The sequence below is a fragment of the Campylobacter massiliensis genome, from assembly GCF_014253065.1.
Lineage (GTDB): Bacteria > Campylobacterota > Campylobacteria > Campylobacterales > Campylobacteraceae > Campylobacter_A > Campylobacter_A massiliensis.
Genome location: NZ_JACLZK010000002.1, coordinates 229926 through 253719 on the forward strand (window position 1 = coordinate 229926; position 23794 = coordinate 253719).

At 47.1% G+C, this 23794-nt stretch carries 25 protein-coding genes; 19 read left to right on the plus strand and 6 right to left on the minus strand.

What is annotated here, in order from left to right:
• Window positions 1–2: 2 nt before the first annotated feature.
• Together H7R39_RS07730 and H7R39_RS07735 are read right to left on the minus strand one after the other, a co-directional pair.
• A complete protein-coding gene (locus H7R39_RS07730) occupies window positions 3–695 on the minus strand; it encodes a response regulator transcription factor (RefSeq protein WP_185898704.1) in 693 nt (230 codons plus the stop codon).
• 250 nt (window positions 696–945) lie between these two features.
• Window positions 946–2361 carry a Do family serine endopeptidase gene (locus H7R39_RS07735; protein ID WP_185898705.1) on the minus strand — a complete coding sequence of 472 codons (1416 nt, stop codon included), beginning with the start codon at window positions 2359–2361 and terminating at the stop codon, window positions 946–948.
• Window positions 2362–2534: 173 nt separating this feature from the next.
• Here H7R39_RS07735 and H7R39_RS07740 point away from each other — a divergent pair, with 173 nt between their 5' ends.
• The 4 genes from H7R39_RS07740 to H7R39_RS07755 all read left to right on the plus strand — a co-directional run bounded on the left by H7R39_RS07740 (window position 2535) and on the right by H7R39_RS07755 (window position 6237).
• The gene (locus H7R39_RS07740; RefSeq protein WP_185898706.1) at window positions 2535–3407 is read left to right on the plus strand and encodes a DnaJ C-terminal domain-containing protein; all 873 of its coding nucleotides are present in this window, start codon (window positions 2535–2537) and stop codon (window positions 3405–3407) included.
• 1 nt (window position 3408) lies between these two features.
• Complete coding sequence (locus H7R39_RS07745) at window positions 3409–3786, plus strand: heat shock protein transcriptional repressor HspR (protein ID WP_185898707.1); 378 nt, start codon at window positions 3409–3411, stop codon at window positions 3784–3786.
• A 125-nt stretch (window positions 3787–3911) separates the two neighbouring features.
• Window positions 3912–5357 (plus strand): potassium/proton antiporter, encoded by a 1446-nt coding sequence (locus H7R39_RS07750; protein WP_185898708.1) that lies wholly within the window; start codon window positions 3912–3914, stop codon window positions 5355–5357.
• Between the two features lie 73 nt (window positions 5358–5430).
• Window positions 5431–6237 (plus strand): class I SAM-dependent methyltransferase, encoded by an 807-nt coding sequence (locus tag H7R39_RS07755; RefSeq protein ID WP_185898709.1) that lies wholly within the window; start codon window positions 5431–5433, stop codon window positions 6235–6237.
• 166 nt (window positions 6238–6403) lie between these two features.
• On the opposite strand, the gene H7R39_RS07760 is transcribed toward H7R39_RS07755, so the two are convergent.
• Window positions 6404–7675: an O-acetylhomoserine aminocarboxypropyltransferase/cysteine synthase family protein gene (locus H7R39_RS07760; protein ID WP_185898710.1), complete on the minus strand. Its 1272-nt coding sequence runs from the start codon at window positions 7673–7675 to the stop codon at window positions 6404–6406.
• 79 nt (window positions 7676–7754) lie between these two features.
• On the opposite strand from H7R39_RS07760, the gene H7R39_RS07765 reads away from it, so the two are divergent.
• From H7R39_RS07765 to truD, 15 genes are all read left to right on the plus strand, one after another.
• Window positions 7755–8087, plus strand: a complete 333-nt coding sequence (locus tag H7R39_RS07765) for a hypothetical protein (protein WP_185898711.1) — start codon at window positions 7755–7757, stop codon at window positions 8085–8087.
• Window positions 8084–8707, plus strand: coding sequence for an HAD family hydrolase (locus H7R39_RS07770; protein WP_185898712.1), 624 nt, complete (start codon window positions 8084–8086; stop codon window positions 8705–8707). Before H7R39_RS07765 ends, H7R39_RS07770 begins: the two co-directional genes overlap by 4 nt.
• Before the next feature lie 88 nt (window positions 8708–8795).
• A complete protein-coding gene (locus H7R39_RS07775) occupies window positions 8796–9053 on the plus strand; it encodes a DUF2018 family protein (RefSeq protein WP_185898713.1) in 258 nt (85 codons plus the stop codon).
• Window positions 9046–9501, plus strand: coding sequence for a hypothetical protein (locus H7R39_RS07780; protein WP_185898714.1), 456 nt, complete (start codon window positions 9046–9048; stop codon window positions 9499–9501). The genes H7R39_RS07775 and H7R39_RS07780 overlap by 8 nt, the downstream gene beginning before the upstream one ends.
• A gap of 23 nt (window positions 9502–9524) precedes the next feature.
• Window positions 9525–10418, plus strand: a complete 894-nt coding sequence (locus H7R39_RS07785; RefSeq protein WP_185898715.1) for a polyprenyl synthetase family protein — start codon at window positions 9525–9527, stop codon at window positions 10416–10418.
• Window positions 10418–11710: a glutamyl-tRNA reductase gene (gene hemA, locus H7R39_RS07790; RefSeq protein WP_185898716.1), complete on the plus strand. Its 1293-nt coding sequence runs from the start codon at window positions 10418–10420 to the stop codon at window positions 11708–11710. The genes H7R39_RS07785 and hemA overlap by 1 nt, the downstream gene beginning before the upstream one ends.
• Window positions 11707–13419: a proline--tRNA ligase gene (locus H7R39_RS07795; protein WP_185899399.1), complete on the plus strand. Its 1713-nt coding sequence runs from the start codon at window positions 11707–11709 to the stop codon at window positions 13417–13419. Before hemA ends, H7R39_RS07795 begins: the two co-directional genes overlap by 4 nt.
• Entirely contained in the window at window positions 13416–13853 is a 438-nt protein-coding gene (locus tag H7R39_RS07800; protein ID WP_185898717.1) for an FxsA family protein, read from the plus strand. The genes H7R39_RS07795 and H7R39_RS07800 overlap by 4 nt, the downstream gene beginning before the upstream one ends.
• Window positions 13841–14770, plus strand: a complete 930-nt coding sequence (gene hemC / locus H7R39_RS07805) for a hydroxymethylbilane synthase (RefSeq protein ID WP_185898718.1) — start codon at window positions 13841–13843, stop codon at window positions 14768–14770. Before H7R39_RS07800 ends, hemC begins: the two co-directional genes overlap by 13 nt.
• 4 nt (window positions 14771–14774) lie before the next feature.
• Window positions 14775–15140 carry an Imm10 family immunity protein gene (locus tag H7R39_RS07810; protein WP_185898719.1) on the plus strand — a complete coding sequence of 122 codons (366 nt, stop codon included), beginning with the start codon at window positions 14775–14777 and terminating at the stop codon, window positions 15138–15140.
• A gap of 131 nt (window positions 15141–15271) precedes the next feature.
• On the plus strand, window positions 15272–15418 hold the full coding sequence (locus H7R39_RS07815; RefSeq protein ID WP_185898720.1) for a hypothetical protein: 147 nt from the start codon (window positions 15272–15274) through the stop codon (window positions 15416–15418).
• Window positions 15419–15433: 15 nt separating this feature from the next.
• The gene (locus H7R39_RS07820; protein ID WP_323874601.1) at window positions 15434–15664 is read left to right on the plus strand and encodes an ester cyclase; all 231 of its coding nucleotides are present in this window, start codon (window positions 15434–15436) and stop codon (window positions 15662–15664) included.
• A 73-nt stretch (window positions 15665–15737) separates the two neighbouring features.
• Window positions 15738–17546: a menaquinone biosynthesis decarboxylase gene (locus H7R39_RS07825; RefSeq protein WP_185898722.1), complete on the plus strand. Its 1809-nt coding sequence runs from the start codon at window positions 15738–15740 to the stop codon at window positions 17544–17546.
• Between the two features lie 103 nt (window positions 17547–17649).
• Window positions 17650–18483, plus strand: coding sequence for a thiamine-phosphate kinase (locus tag H7R39_RS07830; protein ID WP_185898723.1), 834 nt, complete (start codon window positions 17650–17652; stop codon window positions 18481–18483).
• Window positions 18461–19585, plus strand: coding sequence for a tRNA pseudouridine(13) synthase TruD (gene truD / locus H7R39_RS07835; RefSeq protein WP_185898724.1), 1125 nt, complete (start codon window positions 18461–18463; stop codon window positions 19583–19585). The genes H7R39_RS07830 and truD overlap by 23 nt, the downstream gene beginning before the upstream one ends.
• 694 nt (window positions 19586–20279) lie before the next feature.
• Here the strand turns inward: truD and H7R39_RS07840 are convergent.
• The 3 genes from H7R39_RS07840 to H7R39_RS07850 all read right to left on the minus strand — a co-directional run bounded on the left by H7R39_RS07840 (window position 20280) and on the right by H7R39_RS07850 (window position 23700).
• A complete protein-coding gene (locus tag H7R39_RS07840) occupies window positions 20280–21800 on the minus strand; it encodes a plasmid recombination protein (protein WP_185898725.1) in 1521 nt (506 codons plus the stop codon).
• A 140-nt stretch (window positions 21801–21940) separates the two neighbouring features.
• The gene (locus tag H7R39_RS07845) at window positions 21941–22225 is read right to left on the minus strand and encodes a hypothetical protein (protein WP_185898726.1); all 285 of its coding nucleotides are present in this window, start codon (window positions 22223–22225) and stop codon (window positions 21941–21943) included.
• 41 nt (window positions 22226–22266) lie between these two features.
• Window positions 22267–23700, minus strand: a complete 1434-nt coding sequence (locus H7R39_RS07850; RefSeq protein ID WP_185898727.1) for a hypothetical protein — start codon at window positions 23698–23700, stop codon at window positions 22267–22269.
• Between the last annotated feature and the right edge of the window lie 94 nt (window positions 23701–23794).

A 23794-nucleotide genomic window follows, 5' to 3' on the forward strand; every position in this document is an offset into this window, starting at 1 on the left:
ATTTACTGCATTAGCTTGTAGCCGATGCCGCGGATGGCGTGGATGTATTTTGGCTCTTTCGGATCGTCGCCTAGCTTGCCTCTGATGCGCCCGATGATAACGTCGATGCTCTTGTTCGTCGAGTCCTCGCTGATGCTCGCGCAGTTGTAGATAAACTCCTCGCGAGTGATCGCGCCGCCTTCTTTTTGGAGCATGTATTTTAGGATGTCGTACTCCGCCGCGGTCAAATTTAACGGCTCGCCTTTTAGCGTGATGACGTGTTTAAAGTCGTCTACCGCAATATCTTTCTCGCGCGCAGGCTCCTTTGCGCCGCTTAAATTTGCGCCCGCTACCGCGCTTTGGCGGCGCAGGTGGCTTTTGATACGAGCTAGCAGCTCCTGCGGGTCGTAGGGCTTTGGCAGATAGTCGTCCGCGCCGTTATCTAGGGCGTTTACTTTGTCCGTGATATCGTGGCGCGCGCTTGAGATGATGATGGGTACGTCGTGGCGCTTGCGGATCTCTTTGCATACCTCTAGGCCGTCAAGTCCCGGCAGCGTGAGATCTAAGATCACGAGGTCGAATTTCTCGACATTTAACGTCGAAAGGCCGATATACGGCTCCTCCGCAGTCTTTACATCCATATCGCTTTTTGCTAAAAACTCGGTCAAAATTTCAGCCAGCTCTAAATCGTCTTCTATCATCAGAATTTTTATCATTTTATGTCCTTTGGGGGATTATAGCGAGTTTTGACTAAAATTTTAATGGCGGCTGCGGCTCGTCTTTTTGCTACGCTACGCTTACAGCTTGTAGACGGACGCTTTTTAAGCTTGGTTAAATTCGAAACTAGAAATTTAACCGGTTCAAATTTAAAATAGCAAAGCGTCAAATTTGGCGATTCAAATTTAAGATGAAATTTGGAAAAATTTAAAAAGAAAAGGCGCAGTTTCCCGCGCCTTAAGGTAGAAATTATTTTATAACAAGACCTTGGAAAAGTCCGCCGCGATTGACCCAAACGAGCGTCTTTTTGCCTTTTGCGCTTGCTAAGGCTTTGTTAAAGTCATCCATGTTTTTGATATTTTCTTCGGCGATCTGGATGATGATGTCGCCTTTTTCAAAGCCGATTTTTTCGGCATTTGAGCCAGCCTTTACGTCGGTTACCAGGATACCGGCTGCGTCTGGAGCTAGGCGGTACTTGTATCTTGCATTGTCGTCGATCGCCGTGACGCTAAGGCCCTCGATCGCTGTGCCGTTTTTTGCGGTAGGGGCGTTTGATTTTGCATTAGCGTTAGCTAGTTTTATCTTGGCAGTTTCGATTTTGCCGGAGCGTTCGTAGGTTAGCGTGATCTCTTTGTTTGGAGCTAGCGAGCCGATGAGATTTTTTAGGTCATTTGCGTTTTTGATCTCTTTATCGTCGATTTTGATAACGAGGTCGCCTCGTTTTAGCCCTGCGACATCGGCAGGAAGGCCGCTTTCTACGCTGCTAATGAGCGCTCCTTCTTTGTTTTTATAGATCTCTTTTTGCTCTTCATTTAGATTTGCTATCATCACGCCGATATATCCGCGCTCGATCTTGCCGTCTTCGATGAGTTTTTTGGCGATATCTTTAGTCATATTTGACGGGATGGCAAAGCCGATACCGTTGTTTCCGCCGCTGCGGCTAAGTATAGCTGAGTTTATGCCGACTAGATAGCCGCGGCTATCGACTAGTGCGCCGCCTGAGTTGCCGGGATTTATCGAGGCGTCGGTTTGGATGAAATTTTCATATTGATTAAGACCTATATTGTCTTTATTTAGGCCTGAAACTATACCTTGGGTGATACTGCCGCCCACGCCGAAAGGATTTCCGATGGCAAATACGATATCGCCTTCCATTAGTTTAGCCGAGTCGGCAAACGGTATGGCTTTTAGCTCTTTGGCGTCTATTTTTATGATGGCTAGGTCGGTTTTCGGATCGGTGCCGATGATTTTGGCTTTGTATTCTTTGTCGCTATCTAGTAGCGTGACGACGATCTCGTCGCTATCTTCTACGACATGGTTGTTCGTCACGATGTAGCCGTCGCTAGATATGACGACGCCGGAGCCTAGCGAGCTACTTTTTTGTTTTTCTTGAGGGATGTTAAACTGAAATCCGAAAAAGTCCTTGAAAAACGGATCGCTAAACATATCGTTCATATCTGCTACGTTGCTGCTAACGGTTTTTGTAGTGGAGATATTTACGACCGATTTTTTAGCGTCTGCGATAGAGCTGTTGTAGGACAGGACGACGTTTTTGTTAAATTCCGGATTTATTCTAGTAAAATCCTCTGCGGGTTCGTTAAAGTTTATGCTTGCGGCAAAGATCGCGCAAGAAGTAGCCAAAGATAATATCATTATCTTTTTCATTGCTTTTCCTTTTGATAAATTTTTTCAAAGCGCGATTATATGGCGTTAAGCTCAACGTAAAGTTAATTATTATTTAAATCGTTTAAAATCGTTTCGTTTACTATACTTGATTGACATACGCTAAACCTTTATGCTATAATCGCTATAAAATTAATTGACTATAAGGACATAACATGAGCAATAGTCTTTACGAAACGTTAGGGGTGTCCGAAAAGGCCACCGGCGACGAGATCAAAAAGGCCTATCGCAGGCTGGCTCGCAAGTATCACCCCGATATCAACAAAGACCCGGGCGCGGAGGATAAATTTAAAGAGATAAACGCCGCGTATGAAATTTTAAGCGACGAAAAAAAACGCGCGCAGTACGACAGGCATGGCGACGCAATGTTCGGCGGACAAAATTTCCATGACTTTGCGAGCAGCTCGGGCATGGGGAATTTGGACGAAATTTTAAAAAATATCTTCGGCGGAGGTGGCTTTAGCGGATTTTCTAGTAGAAGCGGCTTTAGCGGTTTTAGGCAGACGGGCGGATTTAGTGGCTTTGATGACGATGAGGATCTGGACTCGCGAGCTAAGGTAACTATCCCGTTTGACGTAGCGGTAAAGGGCGGCGAACACTCGATAAATTTTAACGGCGAAAACATCAAAATAAAAATCCCAAACGGAATCAACGACGGCGAAAAGCTACGCATAAAAGGCAAAGGTAGCGGCGGACGCGGAGATCTGATACTAACCGTAAATATCGCGCCTAGCGACGAGTACGAAAGAGACGGCGACGATCTATACAAAGACGTACTGATTCCTCTAAAAACAATGATGTTTGGCGGTAAGATAGACGTAAAAACGCCTAAAAAAGACGTCACGATAAAAATCGCCGAAAACTCAAAATCCGGGCAAAAAATCAGGCTCAAAGGATACGGCGTCCAAAATAGAAAAAGCGGGATATTTGGCGATCTGTACTTGAGGGTGCGCGTGTCTTTGCCGGACGTAAATGCCCTAGACGGCGAGCTAGCCGAACTCATGAAGCAAAAACTCCCGGAGGCATAAGATGAAACAATACGAAGAACCGGTCTATCTAATAAGCGTCGTAGCCAAGGTGCTCTCCATACATCCGCAGACGCTTCGCCAATACGAGCGCGAGGGGCTACTAGAGCCATCAAGAACCGAGGGAAAGATGCGCCTTTACTCGGAAAAAGACATGGACCGCATCAAGATGATACTGCGTCTAACGCGCGATCTTGGCGTAAATTTAGCGGGCGTGGATATCATCTTGCAGCTAAAAGAGCAGATCGAGCAGTCTGAGGTCATGATAAGGCAGATGAAAGAGGAGCTGGCTAAAATGGAGCAGGGCGGCGTGCCGTCTAAAAAAGCTCTAGTAAAGCGCAAAAATAGCTTTGATCTCATCTTTTACGATGATAAAAATTAATCCTTTTTATCCGTTAAAAAGGTAAAATCGGGTAAAATTTATTTACAAAACGCGCCAAATTTGAGGCTTTAAGGGCGCTAAATTTAGCCTTAAATTTGCCCCGCTTTGAACTCAAATGAGGGACAATGTTAGAAACTTTTTTATTATTTTTTTCTATCCTACTTATCGCTTGTATCGTCTCTAGTAAGGTTTCAGATAGATTCGGTATCCCGTCGTTAGTCGTATTTTTGGCCGTGGGCATGCTCGCGGGCTCGGACGGACTGCTTGGGCTTGATTTTAACAATCGCCAAATCGCCCAAGACGTGGGCACTATCGCGCTTATTTTTATACTTTACGCGGGCGGACTGGATACGAATCTAAAATCTATCCGCCCTGTGATGGTAAACGGCATCATCCTAGCGACTCTTGGCGTCGTGCTGACTGCGGGCATGATAGCAGTGCTCGTAAAATACCTACTAGGTCTTGACTGGCTAGAGGCGTTGCTTTTTGGCTCTATCATCTCCTCGACCGACGCTGCGGCGGTGTTTGCGATACTAGGAGCGAAGGAAATTTCGCTGCGAAACAACATTCGTCCGCTTCTGGAACTAGAGTCCGGATCAAACGATCCGATGGCGATCTTTTTAACCGTCACGATGCTACAAATCATCTCCATAGCCACGATTCCTAGCGTTCCCGATGTTGCGCTAACGCTGGTGAAGCAGTTTTTACTAGGCGGGCTGATGGGTTATGTGTTCGGCGTCGCGCTGCCCGGGCTTTTTAACCGCCTCAGGCTTGAGTACTGGGGACTTTACCCCGTGTTTTCGATGGCTTGGGTGATGCTTTTATACGTGCTAGCGGGCAAAGTCGGCGGCAACGGCTTTCTTGCCGTATATATCGCCGGTATGTTTATAAATAAAAAAGAGTTCGCGCATAAGAAAAATTTGATCGGTTTTCACGATGGTATCGCGTGGACGATGCAGATCGTCGTCTTTTTGACGCTGGGGCTTTTGGTAAATCCATCTCAGCTACCGGCCGTCGCGCTTGCGGGCATGGCGATCGCGTTTTGGATCATGTTCGTCGCGCGTCCTATGGGCGTTTTTCTCTCGCTTTTGCTCTCTAGGTACAATATCAAAGAAAAGATGTTTATCTCGTGGGTCGGGCTTCGCGGCGTCGTTCCTATCGTACTTGCGACCTATCCGTTCGGAGCAAATTTGCCAAATTCGGAGCTGATTTTTAACACGATATTTTTCGTCGTGTTCGTTTCGATCATCATCCAGGGTATGACGCTGGAAAAGGCCGCGCAAAAATGCGGCGTCAAAGAAGAGGTCGTCACCGAAGAGGTCGAGATGTCGAACTTGCCGATCTTTTACCACACTTTACGCCAGCACACCATACGCTTTGACTCCGAAGTCGTGGGCAAAAACCTAGCCGAGCTCGAGCTTCCTAGCGACTTTTTGGTGCTACTTATCAAGCGCAAAGGCGAGTACGTCAAACCTACCGGCTCATCGGTGTTTGAAGAGGGCGACTTGCTGCTCATTCAGTGTGAGGACGAAAACAAATACAACGAAACCTTAAAGACGTTTACGGCGTAAATTTGACAGAAACTTAGCCTTCGGTTTCGGTCAAATTTGACGCTAAAAGGCGCGCCTTGGTAAAGGAGTAAATTTGGACTTATCCGCCGTTTCAAAGACGCTATTTATCCCGCTTAGCGCGCGAATTTTCGCTTCTAAAAATTTCCCCGAGTATTTTTACGACGAAAAGGCTCTGTCTCTCGAAAATATCGTGCAAACAAACTGCGAGTCCGTGCTAGAAAAATCGTCAGAATACGCGCTCATGGCATCTGCGGCTAGATACTACAATATAGACGGGATCGTGCGTAAATTTTGCGCAAGATATCCAAAATGCAACGTTGTTTATCTAGGTGCAGGGCTCGAAACGGCCTGCTTTCGTTTAAAAACCCTAAACGCTGCCTTTTACGAGATAGATTTGCCCGAGGTGATAGAGCTTAGGCGGCTTTTGCTTGGCGAGCGTCCAAACGAAGCGCTCATAGGCTGCGATATGTTTGACATGGCTTGGGCGCGAAGCATTGATAAAGGCTTGCTGACGCTATTCGTAGCGTGCGGAGTGTTTCAGTATTTTACGCGCGAGCAGGTTTTAAATTTGATCCGCGAGCTTAAAAGCGCCTTTAGAAATGCCGAGCTCGTATTTGACGCCACAAACGAAGCGGGCCTAAAGTACGCCAACAAATACGTAAAAAACGTCGGAAACGACGAAGCGGTAATGCGTTTTTGCGTCGAGGACAGTAGTAAATTTGCGCTAAAAGCCGGCGTAAATTTGATAGAGGAGAGGGTATTTTTCGCCGATGCTCGCAAGATTCTTGCAAAAAGGCTCAAATTTACCACCCGCCTTATAATGAAATTCGTAGATTTTACTAAGCGGGCTAAAATTTTACATTTTGATTTAAAATGTTAGCCGACTAGCCAAGCTCAAAGTTTTTAAATTTTACAGTTTAGTAAAGCTCGGATAGTTTTATGTAGATCTATTTTCTTAAATTTACGTTCCGATCGCAGCGCAAGTTCGCAGCGTCAAAGTATTACGAGTAAAATTTAGAGCAGATTTTCATCTGCTCCGTTTAAATTTACTCCAAAGCCTGCGCGAGATCGGCGATGAGGTCGTCCGCGTTTTCTAGGCCAACGCTGATTCTGATTAGCTCCTTTGTTATGCCGGCTTTCGTTAGCTCCTCGGCGGAGAGCTGCTGATGCGTAGTGGAGGCCGGGTGCGTGATGAGCGACTTTGAGTCGCCGATATTTACGACGATTTTAAAGAGTTTTACCTTGCCGAGCATCTTTACGGCGCGCTCATAGCTATCGGTTTCAAAGCACATTAGCCCGCTAGCCATACCGTCTTTGAAGTATTTTTGCGCCTTTTCGTGCTCCGAGTCGCTTTTTAGCGTCGGGTATGTTACGCGTTTTACGTATTTGTGCGAGTTTAAAAACTCTGCTATTTTGCGTGCATTTTGCGAGTGTCTCTCGATACGAACGCTTAATGTCTCAAGCCCCTGGATGAGCTGCCATGAGTTAAAAGGCGAGATCGTAGCGCCTATATCGCGCACCAAAGCCACCCTCATGCGTAGCGTGTAGATGTCGAATTTGTCAGCCATCTGAGCGTAAACTAGCCCGTGATAGCTCTCGTCAGGCTCGTTAAAGTGCATGTATCTGACGTTGCCGACTAGCTTGGCGTTTAAATTTTTACTAGCTACGACTGCGCCCGCTAGGCTTAGGCCTTGGCCGCAGATATATTTGCTAGCGCTATGTACGACGACGTCGATGCCGTGATTTAGCGGCTGAAAAATGATCGGCGTAGGCACGGTGTTATCTGCGATCGTTACGACGCCGTGCTTGTCCGCGATCTCGACGATTTTTTTAAAATTCGGGATTGCGATTTGCGGATTTGATAGCGTCTCGAAAAATATCGCGCGCGTTTTGTTGTCTATCAAATTTTCAAGATCGTCCGCGCTGTCGCTGTCAAACACTCGCGCCTCGATGCCGAAACGCTTAAGCGTGTGCATGAAAAGAACCATCGTCCCGCCGTAAATTTTCTTTGCCACGACGATGTTGTCGCCGACTGCGGCTAAATTTGCGATCGAGTAAAAAATCGCCGCCTGACCGCTAGCCGTCACGATAGAGGCCGAACCCTCCTCGAGTGCGGCTATACGGCTCTCTAGCACGTCCGTCGTCGGGTTGCCGAGCCTCGTGTAGATGTGGCCCGGAGCTTCTAGCTGAAATCTCGCCGCGGCCATTTCGGCGCTACCGAAATCATAAGCCGTAGTCTGATAAATCGGCACCGCCATGGCGCCAGGGCCAGCCTTTGTATCGTAGCCGTAGTGCGTGGCGATCGTCTCTTTTTGCATTTTTTCTCCTTGTAAAATTTGCGCGCATTATAACCGCTAAAAGTTTAAATTGGTATAATTGGGCTTTTGAAAGGAAAAAATGGCTGAACAAAACGACAAATTTAAGCGCGTAAAATACCTGCGCGGTCTGGAAAAATTCGCAAAAGCGGCGATTAGCGCACTAAAAAGAGAGGATTTTAACGAGGACGAATTTCGCGCTAGGGTGGGCAAAAATGCCGAAATTTTACGCAAGATCGAGCCGGTTTTTTTAGACAACGCCTACTCGAAATCTCTTGAAAATTTCGTAAATTTAGTCGTAAAAGGCGGCGAGAGAAGCGAGCTAATAGCCTGCGCCAACGCGCTAGAAAAGCTAAAAAATCAAAAAACGTATAAAAAAGAAAAACATAGAAAAAAATATAAGGCCGAAGAGTGAAATGCGTGATATTTGACATGGACGGCACGCTCATAGATAGCGCAAAAGCTATCTGCGAGACGGTAAACGAAGTGCGGCGCGAGCTGGGGCTTCGTGGCGATCTGGCCGCGGAGTTTATCGTAAAGGCCATAAACGAGCCGGGGCGAAATTTGGGACTTGACTTTTACGGTATCGATAAGCCGGATATGAAGCTGCGGGATAACTTTGAAGCTAAATTTAAGAAAAACTACCGCGAATACGCCGAGGCATACGAGGGCGTCGATGGACTATTAGCCGGGCTAAAAGAGGCCGGGCATTTCGTCGCTCTAGCTAGCAATGCGCCGCGATATACTTTGGATGAAATTTTACAAAGAAGCGGGATATTTAAATTTTTTGATCTCATCGTCGGAGCGGATGAAAACGTACCTCAGAAACCAGATCCCGCGATGCTAAATTTGATATTAAAATCAGGCGAATTTGATAAAGCGATATTCGTCGGAGATAGTAAAAAAGATGAGCTTGCTGCACGCAATGCGGATATGAGATATCTAAACGTTTGTTGGGGTTTCGGTAGTCAAAGTCCAAGTTGCGACAATGTCTTTACGGTGGCTGAAGCAGCCCTATATATCGAGAAGTTATAAAAATTTAGCGCATTATAATGCGTATGATTTTAGGTAATACTTTACAAAAAATAATATGTATTTTAAGATTCGAAAGGTTTTGAAATTTATGGATTATGATATATTTTCTCAAAGTCCTAGAGAAAAATTCTTTGATATTTTATTTAACGCGAACAAAAACTTAGTCGAAAACGAGCTTGAAAAGACCTTTGAAAAATTTATCGCGATGAGCGAATTTTGTGAAAAAAGCGGCTTTGACGAAACGGCGCAAAATTCGTTTATTTTTCAAAATCAAACCCTGATAAATGAGCGTCTAAACGACATTTATATCGGGCTTAGTGGGGATATTTTAAGTCAAAATGAGTAAAATAGCCGTTATATTTTCGTTGTTTTTATCGCTGGCTTTCAGTGCGGTAAATTTCGAGGAAGAGCACCTTTTTGAGCTCAAAAAAGACGAGTGGGCGCGGGTTTTCGTAACCAAAAAGGGCACTGACGAGCGCGAGAGCTTTGATTTTCGTTGGACGCTTTTTGATAACACGAACATCATCGTGCATTCGCGCTACCGAAACTATCCTCGCCAGCTTGTTATGTCGCTAAGACGCGGCCTTGAGACCTATAAGCAGACTTTGATACCTGATCTTAAGTTTCCGCCTAGCGACCGCGTCGCGCTTTATCTCGTTTTTGAGGATTTTAAGCAAGGCATAGCGAAATTTCGCGTGCTGATAAACGATGACGAACAGCGCGTGGACGTGGAGTTTTTGGACCCGCCAAAAAAGCAGAGCGGCGCTCAAAATAGCGCGCAAAACGCAAGATAAAAGCAAAATTTAAGTGAGCATAAATGGAAAAAATCGATCTGATAATGAAAAATTTTATCGCTGAGCTTGGCTATGAGCCTGCAAATGCGATGTTTGCTCGGATAAATTCGGGCAAAAAGCTGCGCTCTAAGCTGCTTTTAAAAATAGCGGGCGAGAGCGAGCAGAGTCTCAAAATTTGCGCGATTATCGAGCTTATTCACCTAGCTAGCTTGCTTCACGACGACGTGATCGATGATGCCGACACCAGGCGCGGAAGCCCGAGTATAAACGCGAGCTTCGGCACCAAAAACGCCGTGATGCTAGGCGATATCCTCTACTCGAAGGGCTTTTACGAGCTGTCGAAATTCCCGCACGAGATCGCGGGCGAGATATCAGGCGCGGTTAGTAAGCTAAGCGTGGGCGAGATGATGGATGTGGATCTCTCGGCTAAATTTAACGAAGACAAATCCGCGTACGAAACGATGATCTACTACAAAACCGCCGTTTTGATCGAGGCTGCTGCCGCGGTCGGAGCGATGCTGGCAGGACTTGACACGTCAAATTTTAAAATTTACGGTAAAAATTTAGGCCTAGCTTTTCAGATAATCGACGATATCCTAGACGTCACGCAAGATGCCGAGACGCTTGGAAAGCCCAATTTTAGCGACTTTAAAGAGGGCAAAACGACGCTACCTTACATTTATCTTTACGAAAGCTTAAACGAATCAGACAAAGAGAAGCTAAAAAACTTGTTTAAAAAAGATCTGAGCGAGGCCGAGCGAGGCTGGGTGAGGGCGAAGATGAACGAAACGGACGCGATAAAAAAAAGCATAGAAGCGGCGAAAAATTTAGGCGAGCAGGCGATAGAATCGGTAGAAAAATTTAACGTAGACGGCCTAGAAAGTATCGTAAAATCAATGATAGATAGGGAATTTTAATGCATTACGCAAGCGTGAGCTTTACGCACAAAAATACCGATATATCCGTGCGCGAAAAGCTCTCTTTTTCTAACATCGAGCGCAAAAACGAAATTTTACGCCTCATTAGCTCCAGCCAAAACATCAACGAGTGCATGGTGCTAAGCACCTGCAACCGCGTCGAGATCATCGCTAGCGTAAAGACGGTCGAAGGCGCTAGCAAGCACATCATTGCCTGCATGTCGCTCATCTGCGGCATCCCTTTTGAGGAGTTGCAAAGCAGAGCCGACGTCTACGAGGATAACGGCGCCGTGCACCATCTCTTTGCCGTTGCTAGCTCGCTAGATAGCCTAGTCATCGGCGAAACGCAGATCGCGGGACAGCTAAAAGAGGCATATAAATTTGCACGCGCTAACGGCAAATGCGGCGCAAAACTAGGGCGGGCGATGGAGTTTGCCTTTAAGTGTGCGGCGGAGGTGCGAAACAAAACCGAAATCTCCAAAAATCCGATCTCCGTTTCAAGCGTCGCGGTGGCGAAGGCAAAGGAAATTTTCGGTACGCTAAACGGCATGGTCGCCGTGATAGTGGGAGCGGGCGAGATGGCGGAGTTAGCCGCAAAACACCTAATCGCAAGCGGCGCGCGAACGATAATCATCAGCCGAAACAAAGAGCGCGCTAAAAATTTAGCCCTAACGCTGGGGGATAATAACGAGTACGACTCGCTTTCAAACGTAGCGCAGTACATAAATAAATATCAAATAATATTTTCCGCGACCGCCGCGCCGCATCCGGTTTTGATCGACGCGATGGTGGAGCCAAAGGAGTTTAAGCGTTACTTTTTTGATATAGCCGTGCCGCGCGATATCGCGATCACTGAGAGCGAAAATATCAAAATTTATGCCGTGGATGACCTGCAAGAGATCGTAAATAAAAACCTCGCCCTGCGAGAGGAACAAGCTCAGATCGCATACGGTATCGTCGGGCGAAATACGGCGGCGTTTTTCCAAATGCTGCGCGAGCTAGCCGTCACGCCGCTAATCAAAGGCATCAGAGAACAGGCCAAAGAGTGCGCCGAGAGAGAGCTAGCAAAAGCCCTAAAAAAGGGCTATCTAAAACATAGCGACAAAGAGGAGGCGTATCGCCTCATACATCAGGTTTTTAGGGCGTTTTTGCACGCACCGACGATAAATTTGAAAAACCTCGCGGGCACTGCGGGAAGCGAAGCGCAGCTAAGAGCCGTCGGGAAAATCTTTGACGTCGCGGAGCAAACGCCGCAAGAAGAAAATAACGAATTTGAATGGGAGAACGAATGAAATTTAGCAAACTTTACGCGCCGACGGCAAAAGAAGCACCCAAAGACGCAACTCTGGCGAGTCATAAATTTTTGCTCCGAGCGGGCTACGCCGAGCAGGTAGGTAGCGGACTTTATAACTTTTTGCCGCTTGGCAAACGAGTGCTTGAAAATATAAAAAATATCGTCAAAGAGGAGCTTGACGAAGCAGGCGCGCAGGAGATCTCGATGAGCTTCGTCACGTCTGCGGATCTTTGGCGCGAGAGCGGACGCTTTGACGTCTATGGCAAGGAGCTTTTGCGCTTTAAGGACCGCAAAGAAAACGACTTCGTTTTAAGCCCGACAAACGAAGAGAGCGTGGTCGCGCTCGTGCGAGGTAAGGTAACGTCCTACAAGCAACTGCCGCTAAATTTGTATCAGATAAATACTAAATTTAGAGACGAAGCAAGGCCGAGATTCGGGCTGCTTAGAGGGCGCGAGTTTTTGATGAAGGACGGATATAGCTTCCACGCAAATGCCGAGGATCTGGACCGCGAATTTGACCTGATGGAAAAAACTTATAGCAAAATTTTTACTCGCCTCGGGTTAAATTTCCGCGCGGTTAGAGCCGATAGCGGCGCGATAGGCGGTAGCGGAAGCAAGGAATTTATGGTGTTAGCAAATAGCGGCGAGGACGATATCATCGTCTGCGAAAACTGCGACTACGCAGCAAACATAGAAGCCGCAACCCGCGCAAAACGAACGACGCAGGCCGAAAGGCCCGAGGCCGATGCGGCTAAATTTTTAACGCCCGATGCCAAAACCATCAAGGACGTGGCGGAGTTTTTTAGAGTCGACGAGTTTTACTGCATAAAAGCGGTGATAAAAAAGGCGATTTTTATTGACGCCAAAGGCGAAAAAAGCGAGAAAATCGTGGTATTTTTCGTACGCGGCGAGGACGAACTACAAGAGGTCAAGGCTCAAAACGCGTGCGCAGCGCTGGAGCTAGCGGACGCAACCGAGGCCGAGATCGCGGCGGCGGGGTTAGTGGGCGGATTTTGCGGGCCGGTCGGGCTAAAGGGCGTGGAGTTTTACATCGACAAAGAGCTTGAAGGCGAGTCGCAGATGATCTGCGGCGCAAACGAGCGGGATTATCACTTCGTAGGCGTTAGCGTTAGCAGCTTTAACGCGGAGCGCTTCAAAGACCTAACCGCCGTAAAAGCGGGCGATAAATGCCCTTGCTGCGGCGGAAATTTAAGCGTTAGCAAAGGTATCGAGGTCGGACATATATTTAAGCTAGGCACCAAGTACTCAGAGCCGATGGGTGCGACGTTTTTGGACGAAAACGGCAAGGCAAAACCGTTCATCATGGGGTGCTACGGCATCGGCGTTAGCCGCCTGGTCGCCGTCGCCGTCGAGGCTAGCCACGACGAAAAAGGCATAATCTGGAACGAAACCCTGACTCCGTTTAAATTTGAAATCATCGTCTCAAATTTAAAGGACGAAGAGGGCGTTAAATTTGCGCAGGGGCTTTACGAGGACTTGCGCGACGCGGGCTTTTCGGTGCTACTTGACGATAGAAACGAGCGCTTTGGCGTAAAAATGAGCGAATTTGAGCTGATGGGATTTCCTTATGCCGTGATCGTGGGCAAGGGGCTAGCAGAAGGAACGGTAGAGCTCGTTACGCGGGGTGGGCTGGTTAAAGAAACCGTCAAAGCGAGCGAAATTTTAGCACGCCTAAAGAGCCTATGATAAAGCATTTTTTTACGCCCTACGTCGTTTTGGAGATCGCGGCGGCGTATTTTTTTATCCACGCGTACGGATTTTTAAATTTGGTCCTAGAGGTCATCGCATCGGCTATTTTGGGGCTATTTTTTATGTTTCGCGTCGGATTTTTTCAGCTCACGAGCAACATCGCGTTTTTTAAGCCCGCAGACGTCTTTAGTAGCGTAGGTATGGCGATCGGGGGCTTTTTTATGTTTATCCCGGGGCTTATCACCGACGTTTTGGGTGCGGCAATCGTAGCGGTCGCGTTTTTTGCAATTTTAAAAAACGGCGGCGAACGCAAGAGCGGGAGCGAATATTATTACGAAAAATTTGAAAGCGGACAGAGCAAACCGCGCGATGACGGCGAGATCATCGACGTCGAAGTCGTAGAAGAAAAGAGGCAAATATGGAAAAACTAAAAATCGCAACGAGAAAAAGCGTGCTGGCTATGTGGCAAAGCGAGCATATCAGGGATAAAATTTTATCGCGCTACCCGGAGCTTGCAGTCGAGCTAACGGGCATGAAAACCAAAGGCGACGTAATACTCGATACGCCGCTGGCTAAAATCGGCGGCAAGGGGCTTTTTACAAAAGAGCTGGAAGATAGCATGCTAAGCGGCGAAACGCACATCGCCGTACATAGTCTAAAAGACGTGCCCGTCGTATTTCCGGAGGGGCTAGTGCTAGCCGCGATCTGCTCGCGCGAGGACGTGAGAGATGCGATGCTAAGCGAAAAATACGCTAAATTTGAGGATCTGCCAGAGGGCGCGCGCGTAGGCACGACGAGCCTGCGCCGCAAAATGCAGCTTTTAGCGATGCGTCCCGATCTTGAGATAATCTCGCTGCGAGGCAACGTCCAAACTCGCCTGCGCAAGCTAAAAGAGGGCGAATTTGACGCGATCATCCTAGCGATGGCGGGCGTAAACCGCTTAAATTTACGCTCCGAAGTCGCGCATATCGCGCCGTTTGAGCTAGATCAGATGGTGCCTGCGATGGGGCAGGGCGCGCTTGGTATCGAGGCTAGAGGGGACGCTGAAATTTTAAATTTGATAGAGTTTTTGAAAGACGAAAAAGCCGTGATAGAGACGACCGTGGAGCGCGATTTCGTCGCGATGCTAGAGGGCGGCTGCCAGGTGCCTATCGGCGTAAATGCAAATTTAAACGGCGACAAGATCGAGATACGTGCGGTCGTGGGACTACCAGACGGTAGCGAGAGTATACGTGAAAATATCGTCGCGCAAAAAAGCGAATGGAAAAGCGTGGGCGCCGAGCTTGGTCGGATATTTATCGGCAAGGGCGCAAAAGAGCTGCTAAAACGCGCCGAGGAGATGGCATAGGGGCGTGTTTGAGCTAAAATTTAAAGCAAAAGCCGTAACCGCTACTAAAAATAGCAAAGACAACTACTATATGATCGGTCTTGCAGACGACAAATATAACTACAAAAACTACATAATCTTTCAAAGACCGATCAAACTCAAAAAAGATGACGACGAAAATGCCGATATAAACGGCCTATACGCGGAGTGCAACGGCGACGTTTGCTATAATGCTTGCAAATGCGTAACCATCACCGATAAAACCATAGTTTTTGAAGTGAAGGATAGCGTCATCAGCGCCAATATAGAAGGCGTGAGGCTAAGTGAACGCTTTATGAAATACTGCAAAGAGATATTTGGCGAGCTGTTAAAGCTTAGCGTATCAAAATAATTTGTTTAAATTTAGAGATAAAAAGACGAAAAATTCTAAAATTTGCCGCCGTTTCGGGAGCTGCGGCACTACCTGGCGCGCTAAATGCTGCAAGCCAAAACGCAGATAAAATATCGCAAAATAAAGCTGCTATGAAGCGCTTTGAAAAGGCTATAAACAGCGCAGACGCGGCGACTCTAAAAGAGCTGGTAGACCCTAAGGCGCCTTTTCTCACGCCTGCTTCGCCAGAGCCGCTTTATGGAGGAGAGGGGTACTTTGCAGTGGTAAAGATGATGTGAGATGGCTTCCACGACGTGCAGTGGGCGATGCAAGACATGGTGGCGGATGAGCGCTGCGTTGCGGTGTATTGGCTCTGCACGGGTACGCATGAGCATGACTTTGCGGGCGTTGTGGCGACTGGGCGTAAATTTAGTGCTAGGGTGATGAACTTTTACTATTTTAACGACGCTGGCAAGATCACGAACGACGTGGCGGCCGAGGGGATGATCGCCATCTTGCGAGCTATCGGCGCATGCGATAAGTAACAACTCCCCCACTTTGCTTCGCCTTTTTCAGCTATTTTTGGCTAAAATCGCCCAAAAATCAAAAAGGCGACATATGGACTACATCAAGCTTCTAAAAGATAACGGCCTACTGCGCGTCATCGACGAGCCCGCGGATATCGATCTAGAGATCGCGCACGCGAGCTACATCGAGGTCAAGCGCGAAAACTCGCAGGCGCTGCTTTTTACAAATCCTATCTGCAAAAAAACCGGGCGCAAATTTGCTCCCGTGCTAGCCAACATCTATGGCTCAAAGCGCGCTTTAGAGCTTATTTTCGGACGCGAGCCAGACGAGATCGCAAGCGAGATCGAGCGGCTTTTAAAACCAAAAAAGCCTAAAAGCTTTGGCGAAAAGCTAAATTTTGCCGCGTATTTGTTTGAAATGAGAAAAATTTTCACGAAAAGATTAAAAGGCGAGGGCGAGTGTCAGCAGGTCAAATTCATGGGCGATGACGTCGATCTGTTCTCGCTTCCCGCGCTAAAAACATGGCCGCTTGACGGCGGCGCCTTTATCACGATGGGGCAGGTCTATACGCAAAGCTCTGACGGCGAACTGCAAAATGTCGGCATGTACCGATTGCAAATTTACGATAAAAATCGCCTCGGCATGCACTGGCAGATCCACAAAGACGGCGCAAATTTCTTTAACGAATACAAGCGCGCGGGCAAAAAAATGCCAGTTTCGGTAGCAATCGGCGGCGATCCGCTATATATCTGGTGCGGTCAGGCGCCGCTACCAAAGGGCGTATTTGAGCTGCTGCTTTACGGCTTTATCCGCAAAGAGCCCGCCCGCCTAGTAAAGTCGCTGACGAATGAAATTTACGTCCCGCACGACGCGGACTACGTGATCGAGGGTTTTGTGGATACGGATAAATTTGAGCTTGAGGGGCCGTTTGGCGATCACACGGGCTTTTATACGCCGATCGAGCCGTTTCCGGTGATGGAGGTCACGGCGATCACGAGCAAGCGTGAGCCTGTATTTCACGCGACCGTAGTCGGCAAGCCGCCGCTTGAGGATAAGTATATGGGCTGGGCGACGGAGCGCATTTTCCTGCCGCTTTTGCGTACGACGGTGCCGGAGCTTCTAGACTACAACATGCCTGAAAATGGCGTCTTTCACAACCTGATTTTAGTTAAAATCAACGCCCTTTATCCGGCGCATGCCAAGCAGGCGATGCACGCGTTTTGGGGCGTAGGGCAGATGAGCTTTGTAAAGCACGCGGTTTTCGTCGGCGAGGATGCGCCTGATTTGAGCGATTATGACGCGCTTACGGAGCATATTTTAAACCGTTTTGGCAAAAATGCTCTGCTAATCAGCGAGGGCGTGTGTGATCAGCTAGATCACGCCAGCCCAAACTCGTGCTTCGGCGGTAAGCTTGGAATCGACGCTACGCAGGATTTTTCGACACCTGCGCCTGCGCTTTTGGACGACGCCGCGCTGTTAGCCAAATTTAAAGAAATAGAGCCAAATTTAACACAGCTTGTGCAGTTTAAGATAAATACCAAAACGCCGATTTGCGTCGTCAAATTTGATAAAAACCGCCTCGTAAAAGAGGTTTTTGAAGAGCTTTTGAAATTTAAAGAGCACTTTAAACTACTTGTTTTCGTCGGTCCCGAAAACCGCCTAGAAAATCCGTATATGCTGCTTTGGCGAGTGACGAATAACATCGACGCTCTGCGTGATATCTACGTGCGTGAGGGCGCGATCTGCATAGATGCCACCGCAAAAGGCGAGGCCGAGGGCTATACGCGCGGCTGGCCACTGCAAACCGACTGCGACCGCTACGTCGTGGCTGATCTCGTTAAGCGCGGCATAGTAAAAGACGAACCGGAGCTATTTAGTAAATTTGAGATTTTTGGATAGATTTTTTAACTCGGTAAATTTAAAAGCGGCTAAATTTGCCAAGCCGCTTAAATAAATTCGTTTTTCAAGCGCCTTTTTAGCCCGAATTTTATAAAATCGCAAAATGGATAAAGAACGCCTAATAATCGATAAATTTAGCAACTCCTTCATCGGCGACGACGGCGCTGTAGTGGCGCATGAGCGCGGCCGCTGGGTGTATAGCAAGGACCTTTTTTTCGAGGGGACGCACTTCCTGGCAGGCTGGCTTAGCATGGACGAGATCGCGCGCAAGGCGATGCTCGTAAACCTCTCCGACGCCGTCGCGATGAACGCCGAGCCTAAATTTGCGCTTTTGGGGCTTGGGTTGCCCAAAAACACGAGCGCGGCGCAGATCTCGGCGCTACGCAGGGGATTTGCCGACGTTTGCGACGAGTACGGCGTGACTATCATCGGCGGCGACACGATCGGTAGCGATAAAATTTTACTTAGCGTTACCGTTATCTCGCGGCTTTGCGGTAAGGCGGTTTTACGAAGCGGAGCGAAAAAGGGCGATCTAGTCGCTTTTACGGGCGAGCTTGGAGGTAGTCTAAAAGGGCTTAGGGCGCTTTTAAACGGCGGACGAGTCGCGTCAAATTCGCGCTTTAAAAGGCCTGTTTTAAAAGATAAATTTTTCTACGCCGCGGCGAGCAAGATAAACGCCGCCATGGACGTTTCAGACGGGCTTGGCGCAGATCTAGCCAAGCTTTGTGCGCAGAGTCGGTGCGGGGTAAAATTTAGCAAGCGGCTAAGCAAGCGCGAGCTAAATAGCGGCGAAGAATACGAGATTTTATTTACGTTTAGTCCGAAAAACCGCGCCAAAATCTTAAGCCTAGCTCGCAAAACCCGCACGAAAATCACAATTTTTGCCAAAATCACGAAAGGAAAATTTAAAAGCAATGCAAGAAACCACCATTTTTAAGCCTCTCTACGCGCTCACTCACGCGCCCATTAACGCGTATTTTAGTAAAAACTCAGACGATTTCGTGGTGCGCGAGATCCCGCTTTACGCATTTAGCGGGCAGGGCGAGCACCTGATAATCGAAATTTGTAAAAAAGACATGACGACGCAGGAGGCCTTGCATGCGCTAAGCGAAATAAGCGGCGTAAAGATGCGGGATTTTGGCTACGCGGGACTAAAAGACAAGCAGGGCATGACGACGCAGTTTATCTCGATGCCGCGTAAATTTGAGGCTATGTTGGCAAATTTTAGCCACGAAAAGATGAAAATTTTAAGCCTCGCCGCGCATGATAATAAGCTTCGCATCGGGCACCTAAAAGGCAACAGCTTTTTTATCCGCCTAAAAAAAGTGATGCCTAGCGAAGCGGCAAAGCTGGAACAAGCCGCGCGAAATATTGACGAGGCGGGGTACCCAAACTACTTTGGCTATCAGCGTTTCGGCAAATACGGCGACAACGCGCAAAGCGGACTGGAGCTGCTAAAATCAGGCACCGTAAACGGTAAAAAGAGTAAAAATCCAAAGCTAAACGACTTTTTGATCTCGGCATATCAAAGCGATCTTTTTAACCGCTGGCTTAGCAAACGCGTGGAGATTTCGAGGTTTGTGCAGGATTTTAGCCTCTGCGAGCTAGCTCAAATTTACCCGTACCTTGACGGCGCGATTTTGAAAAATTTAAAATCGCAAAAAAGATTTTTTAAGCTGATAGAGGGCGAAGTTTTGGGTCACTATCCGCACGGCAAGTGCTTTTTGTGCGAGGATTTGGATACGGAGGGCGCGCGCTTTGACGCGAGAGATATCACTAGCTGCGGGCTGATCGCAGGTGCGAAGGCGTACGAGGCGCAGGGCGCGGCAAAGGTAGTAGAGGATCAAATTTTCGCGCAGGCAAATGAATATAAAGCTAAAATGACGGGATCTAGGCGCTTTGCGTGGTGTTATTTGGAGGATACGAGCTATAAATACAACGAGGAAAAGGCGCACTTTACGATAAATTTCACGCTGCAAAAAGGCAGCTACGCGACTGTTGTGCTAGAAGAAATCTTGCACAAAAATATCTTTGAGTAATTTTATTGCGCTTGTTTTGTTGCGGACTTTATGATACCGATACGCACATGTGGCTTTGTGGACTGCTAGATATTGTTTTTTTGACCAATAAGGATGATATGGGCTGTATGTTTTGACAATGCCTATTAATGCTGTCGTATTTGTAGATATTTACAATAGTTTTTTGTGCATCTATCCTGGTATTTGGTTAGACTTCTTGAACTGAAATTTAGAGTAGTTGTTTTTTAAAATGGTGCCCGAGGTCAAATTAATTTTTGCCTTGACTAATTGCCGATACATGCATAGTTTCGTCAAAATCTTAAAAACCTATTCTATACTAATTTGCTTTAAAAGTCAAATTTAAACTCATGCAAAAAATTATTTTTATTTATTTTTTAAATGCATACTTCGGTCAAGCGGAACGGATTTTTGAGCGCTTCGAAAAAATCCGAGAAGCGTAAAGAAATACAAATTTGTTTTTCTCTTTCACTTTTTAGGCGTCGCCCTCTCCCTAAAGAGAGGGGCGCCGAATACACATCTATGGGGGACGAGTCCCCCATACCCCCGGCGTCTTTTTTTGAGGATAAGAAAAGGGGATATAAGGAGAGTTTTTACTTTTTTGGGTTTTGCCATATATCTATATTATAATATATTAAGAAAACGCTTAAAATGCTCGCAAACGCCGTATTTCCAGACGCGCGCGAGGGGTTAAAGGTTAAAGTTTTAACCCGTTTTCAGGCTGATTTACCCGTAAGGTATAGCTTAACAATCCGCTTTTTATGCCCGCAAAATAGTCAGTAGAATATCCGCCGCCCATATAGTCATTTAAGCCGGCAAGCAAAGATTGACCTTTTGGCTCAATGCAGAGTTTCCCCGACGATACGAGTTCAGCAAGCATAGAGGCTTGACCGAGACAAAAGCTATCGTTAGCAAGTTTTAAACCCTCTTGATTCTTTTGCAGTTCGGCAATCTGAGCGTCTTTTTGCACGACAATTTCGGAGGTAGCCTTTAAGGTCTTTTGAAGGGCTTTATTTTGTTTCTGTAACTGATCCACCGTATCGACTAACTCCGCTTTTTCCCGCCTCAGCACAGCGACGTCAGCGTCAGATCGACCGACGGCGCCCAGAAAACCGCCCAAGGTTTTATTTTCGCGAACGGCCATTAATTGAGCTTTCACGCTGATTTCTTTTTTAACGGCAACCTCTTTTAAAGTTACTTGGGCTTCCTTGATCGTGTTAATAGCCGCTTGCTTAGTCGCAACCGCGTCAGCGATATAAGCCAAAACATCCTCTTTTTTAAAATCGCCTAAGAGAGTAGATCTCAAGCTACCGCTAACAACCTTTTCCACTTCGTCATCTAGTTTAGGATGGCGACGCAGCCGTTCGATTTTCTCTTTAAAGATTTTAGAAAAATCCTCAAGGTTGTCAAGATCGGGCATTTTTTTCAGTTCGGCAAGGTCGTCTTTGAGTTTGCGATTTTCGGCCTCGAGTGCAGCATAATCCCCACGACTAGCCCCTTGTTCCTGCAAGTCGGCACGGGCAGCAAGGTTTGCTTCCTTGAGCGCTTTTTCAAGCTCCTTTATGGTTTTTTTAGCGTCGGCTAAATCAGCCTTCGCGAGCTTCAGCTCTTGCTTCAGCGGCTCTTGCAGTTTCACGGCTTGCTTATATTGGCGCGGCGTGAGATGTTCCCGCCCCGTAATTTCTTTGGATTGCCCGCGTTCCATTCCAAGCACGGCAGCAATTTTTGTTTGGATTTTTGACATTAGCGAGGGATTAAAAGTTTTCCTATGCTGCGAGATTCCGTTTTCATCGAGCGAAATAAATTCTAAGTGAAAATGGCAGTTCATGACCCACTTACCCGCGTCATTCAAATGCCCTTCGTCTTTATGCAAGCAGCCATAAATCAAGCGATAGCCCATTTCTTTTTCGATAACGGCAGCCGCACGCTTTAAGTCCTCGACGGTGTGCCATTCCCGGGCATTCACCTCGGCCGACCAATATATTTTTTCCGGGTCGTATCTTGGTTTTTGACCGCGACGTCTAAGATATGCAATATCCGCGTCTATTTTCATTTGTTTCGCAAGGCGGCGAGCTTCCTCAAAAGAGCAGGTATACTCGTTCTGAAATGAGAGATCGGGGCGGATATCCTTAGCAAGAAAACCTCTGCGGAAGTTGTGCCAAAATGAACCACTCTTGGTAAAATCAATATTAAAACTACTTTTAGCATTATTATCCATAAAAGCTATCCTTTTAATAGTATTAGTCTAGCAATGCGCATTATATGCCCCTTGTGGGCGATAATGCATGTAGTGCGCACTACTTCAGTAGGGGACAAGCCCCATACTGAAAACCGCGCCCACAAGGGGAAAGGCGAAGGTCAAACAGCCACGACATCGAACTTTTTGAGAAGCTCGGCATATTTGACCTTTTCTGCGCCGATTTCGTCGAGCTCTTTTTGGGCTTTCTCGATAGTATTTCTCGCGGCAGTTTCGCGTTTTTCTACAGAGCTTAACTTCGCAAGAATTTTTTTTAATTCTTGGACGAGCTTCGCGTTTTCACTGAGAGGCTTTTTCTCTTGAGGTTTTTGCTCTTGTTGTGGGCGAGGTTGGCTCAAAGATTGAGCGACGTTTGGGTTTGGTTTTTGAGCTTGGTTTAGTTCCACAATGAACTCCTTTTTTTTGAATTTTTGTTTTAAAGATCATATCAGGAAAGATGGTAATTTTTATTTAATTTTTCCGCCGATGTCGGCACTAGTTCGGAAGGCGCAAAAAGGCAAGGCTCGGGCTCTTTTTGCGGCTCGCTTGCTACATTTTTTAGCGGCGATTTTTCTAAAATCGGCGTGCGCTTTTTTGGAAAGAGTTCGCCTAATTTTTGATACTTCTCATGCAGGCCGAGCTCCCAATATTCCTCCGTGTCCAAAAGCTCGTCAACTATCGCATCGCAGGCTCCACCATGCAAGCCACTCATCAGGCCTTTTTGCCATAGTTCCGTGTGCCAAGGCTCATATGTTTTAACCTCAATCGGACCAAAAGCGTCAGGATGCGCAAAGGGGTTATATAGCCAGCTGACATCATCCACGCCGTATTCCTGCGCGAGTTTTCGATCTGCGCGAGCTTGTTTTTGCCGCGCCCGTTGCCGATCTTGATGCTGTTTAAGAACAAAGTTCAAGTACGCATTTGCACGAGCCGGAGAAAGTGCGGGCGTGAGGCCGTTTTGGTAATTGCTAAAAAGCGTGCGGACGAGGCAGATTAGCCCGTTTTTATTCCTCTGTTTTTTGGCCGCAATTTTGAGGGCTTTTAGTTGTTTCTCGTTAAGAAAAACCCGACAGTTGTAAGCGTGGTACCTGTCGCCGTTTGCGGCGCGCAAATCGAGATCAAGAGGTTTTGTGTTTTTTTCTCCGATAATCTTTCTAGGTTTTCGATTTTTCTTTATCGAAGTTGGAAAAATCACAACCTTTTCAAGAATATAAGGGGCTTTGGTTTCTTTATTTATAGCATTCGCAGCCCTTGCACGATTCTTTTTAACCCCAAAAGTGTTATTCCATGTCTCAAGCAATTCATTCATAAATACGTCGAGCTCAATATACGCACTCGGATATTTGCGAGCCATTTTAAAGTTTTGCGCGCTGTGTAGAATTTTTCCTTCCTGAAGGTCTTTAATTCGATCGCATTTGTAAACTTTTTTCTTGCCAGCCTCGTATTCGGTTGTGGTCTTTCGAAGCAATTTTGAAACATCGTATCCCAAAATTTGCGCCGTCGTTTGCTCCAAATGCCACTCACCCGTATTTTGTTTAAAAAGATATGCGGGGCTTAAAACATCGACGGTTACGGCTTTACGACTTAGAAACCTTGAAAAAAACGCCGAAATTTTCGCAAGGTGAGAGGGCAGACAAAAGATCATAGCGTGGATATGGGGCATTCCGCCGCGGTGAGCCTCAAAAACGTATGAGACAAAGATCGGATATTGTTTTAGCTCTTTCTCTACAAGCGTCTTGAGGTATTTTTCGAGAGCCTGCGCGGCTTCGACGGCCGTCATACGGCCGCAGGTTCCGCGTTTGCGAATGCCCGAGTTATCGAGGGTTACGGCAATACCAAGGGCGGTAAAGCCGATTTTTTCGAGAGTTTTTGAGATATCCACGGTTCGCAGGCGGACCTCTCGGCCGATACTAGAGCGGGCGAGCAGATCGTCGCTAATCACCTCGCCGTCATCAAGCGATAAAAATTTTCTATCG

Bases quoted from the DNA above. Each gene is read 5' to 3' on its own strand.
- H7R39_RS07765 (WP_185898711.1), top strand. From the start codon at position 7,755: ATGGCTGAACAAAACGACAAATTTAAGCGCGTAAAATACCTGCGCGGT.
- H7R39_RS07830 (WP_185898723.1), top strand. From the start codon at position 17,650: ATGGATAAAGAACGCCTAATAATCGATAAATTTAGCAACTCCTTCATC.
- H7R39_RS07760 (WP_185898710.1), bottom strand. From the start codon at position 7,675: ATGCAAAAAGAGACGATCGCCACGCACTACGGCTACGATACAAAGGCT.
- hemA (WP_185898716.1), top strand. From the start codon at position 10,418: ATGCATTACGCAAGCGTGAGCTTTACGCACAAAAATACCGATATATCC.
- H7R39_RS07840 (WP_185898725.1), bottom strand. From the start codon at position 21,800: ATGGATAATAATGCTAAAAGTAGTTTTAATATTGATTTTACCAAGAGT.
- H7R39_RS07825 (WP_185898722.1), top strand. From the start codon at position 15,738: ATGGACTACATCAAGCTTCTAAAAGATAACGGCCTACTGCGCGTCATC.
- H7R39_RS07750 (WP_185898708.1), top strand. From the start codon at position 3,912: ATGTTAGAAACTTTTTTATTATTTTTTTCTATCCTACTTATCGCTTGT.
- H7R39_RS07730 (WP_185898704.1), bottom strand. From the start codon at position 695: ATGATAAAAATTCTGATGATAGAAGACGATTTAGAGCTGGCTGAAATT.
- H7R39_RS07800 (WP_185898717.1), top strand. From the start codon at position 13,416: ATGATAAAGCATTTTTTTACGCCCTACGTCGTTTTGGAGATCGCGGCG.
- H7R39_RS07745 (WP_185898707.1), top strand. From the start codon at position 3,409: ATGAAACAATACGAAGAACCGGTCTATCTAATAAGCGTCGTAGCCAAG.
- H7R39_RS07785 (WP_185898715.1), top strand. From the start codon at position 9,525: ATGGAAAAAATCGATCTGATAATGAAAAATTTTATCGCTGAGCTTGGC.
- hemC (WP_185898718.1), top strand. From the start codon at position 13,841: ATGGAAAAACTAAAAATCGCAACGAGAAAAAGCGTGCTGGCTATGTGG.
- H7R39_RS07775 (WP_185898713.1), top strand. From the start codon at position 8,796: ATGGATTATGATATATTTTCTCAAAGTCCTAGAGAAAAATTCTTTGAT.
- H7R39_RS07740 (WP_185898706.1), top strand. From the start codon at position 2,535: ATGAGCAATAGTCTTTACGAAACGTTAGGGGTGTCCGAAAAGGCCACC.
- H7R39_RS07815 (WP_185898720.1), top strand. From the start codon at position 15,272: ATGAAGCGCTTTGAAAAGGCTATAAACAGCGCAGACGCGGCGACTCTA.
- H7R39_RS07780 (WP_185898714.1), top strand. From the start codon at position 9,046: ATGAGTAAAATAGCCGTTATATTTTCGTTGTTTTTATCGCTGGCTTTC.
- H7R39_RS07795 (WP_185899399.1), top strand. From the start codon at position 11,707: ATGAAATTTAGCAAACTTTACGCGCCGACGGCAAAAGAAGCACCCAAA.
- H7R39_RS07735 (WP_185898705.1), bottom strand. From the start codon at position 2,361: ATGAAAAAGATAATGATATTATCTTTGGCTACTTCTTGCGCGATCTTT.
- truD (WP_185898724.1), top strand. From the start codon at position 18,461: ATGCAAGAAACCACCATTTTTAAGCCTCTCTACGCGCTCACTCACGCG.